Raw genomic sequence first — 1,532 nt, forward strand, 5'->3', positions numbered from 1 at the left:
CGTCGACGGGGGATGGCTCTCCCGCTAAGTCTGCCGCCAAGCTGTCCACCACGATACCGCCGGCTCGATTCGACCCTCCGGCCAGGCCCGCTGATAGGCCTCCAGATGGCCAGCTTTTGTGCCGGTGGCAAAACGGGCTACGGGGGTCCCATGCCCCTGGTCAGCGACACGGCGCCCTATCTGTGAACCAACTTCCAAGAATCGGCAAGCGACACCCCATTGGTTCCGCTTAGTGTTGGACCGTGAACAATGCAACGGAATTTGGATCAGGCCAAGAGGCTGCCAACGATCATCGCATCTTGGTCTTCGGGCGCCTACTGGGTGCGGCGAACCGGCTGGAGTTTCTCCTCGGCCGCGCCCTGGAACAGGAGTTCGGGCTCAGTCATTCACTCTTTGAACTTCTCCTCCTGGCCGCAAGAGGCGGCAACGAGGGAATTCCAGTACGTGACATCGCGCAGGCGCGGGTATTGACGTCCGGCGGAGCCACCCGACTGGTGCAGAGGGCGTCAGCGCTGGGCCTTATTGAACGAGAGAGCTCTGCTGTCGATGGCCGGGTCCAGCTCATCCGCCTCACCACACATGGCGAAGACGTCCTCCTCCGGGCAAGCACCCGCCACGTGGAAAAAATTGAACGGTACATGCTCGACCTGCTCTCACCCGCAGAAGCCGAGGTGCTCTCGGAGGCCGTGAAGAAGATCAGCAAAAACGCTGCACAGCACCTGCCGATCATGCCATGATCGAACGGGTTACACCCCTAGGGAATAGCTGACTAGTCAGCTATTGTTGGATTTGAGTGAGCGTACTGCGCGACTCGCTTCGGACACTCCGGGGCATCCCAGAAAGGTTCACTAGCATGTCGCTGCATTTTGAGGTCTTTGATCTCGACTTTCCCGCAGGTTCACCCAACAAGTCAGCAACATTGATCACCGGCCCGTCAAAGGCCCTCCTCGTGGACGCCGGCTTCACCCGGGCCGACGGTCATCGTCTCGTCGCGGCCATCCTGGACTCCGGTAAAGAACTGGGCACCGTTTTCATCAGCCACGCTGACCCTGACTACTACTTCGGCCTGGAAGTCATCGTCGATGCGTTCCCAAATGCCACAGTCCTGGCGACACCGATCGTCATCGAGCACATCCAGGCAACCTACGAAGGCAAACTCCAGGCGTGGGCAGCACTGGGTGCCAACCTTCCGACCGGCTTGGCAACGATCGCGCCCCTGAGTGCAGACGCGATCGAACTCGACGGGTACCGCTTCGAACTCCGAGGCGGCTCTGACCTGCTACCTGACAGGCACTACCTCTACAACGTCGATCAGAATGCAGTCGTCGGTGGAGTCCTTGTCTTCCAGGAAGAACACGTCTGGACCGCAGACACGGCCACCCCCGAACAGCGCTCGGCTTGGATCGAACTCCTTGACCAGATACGGGCCCTCAACCCGGATCTCGTCATCGCAGGCCACCGGCTGCCGGGAACGGCCAACGATTCCACAGCCATCGACTACACACGGTCCTACCTCCAGGAATTCGAACGGA

The 1,532-nt window shown here is 60.3% G+C and carries 2 protein-coding genes; both read left to right on the plus strand.

The genetic code is table 11. The features are described from left to right. Positions 1-242: 242 nt before the first annotated feature. Positions 243-737 (plus strand): MarR family winged helix-turn-helix transcriptional regulator, encoded by a 495-nt coding sequence (locus LQV45_RS31570; RefSeq protein ID WP_056431854.1) that lies wholly within the window; start codon positions 243-245, stop codon positions 735-737. A 116-nt stretch (positions 738-853) separates the two neighbouring features. Further along, positions 854-1,532: MBL fold metallo-hydrolase (locus LQV45_RS31575; protein ID WP_230011347.1), on the plus strand; the 679-nt coding region annotated here is incomplete at its 3' end.

Source organism: Microbacterium sp. Bi128 (genome assembly GCF_918698205.1).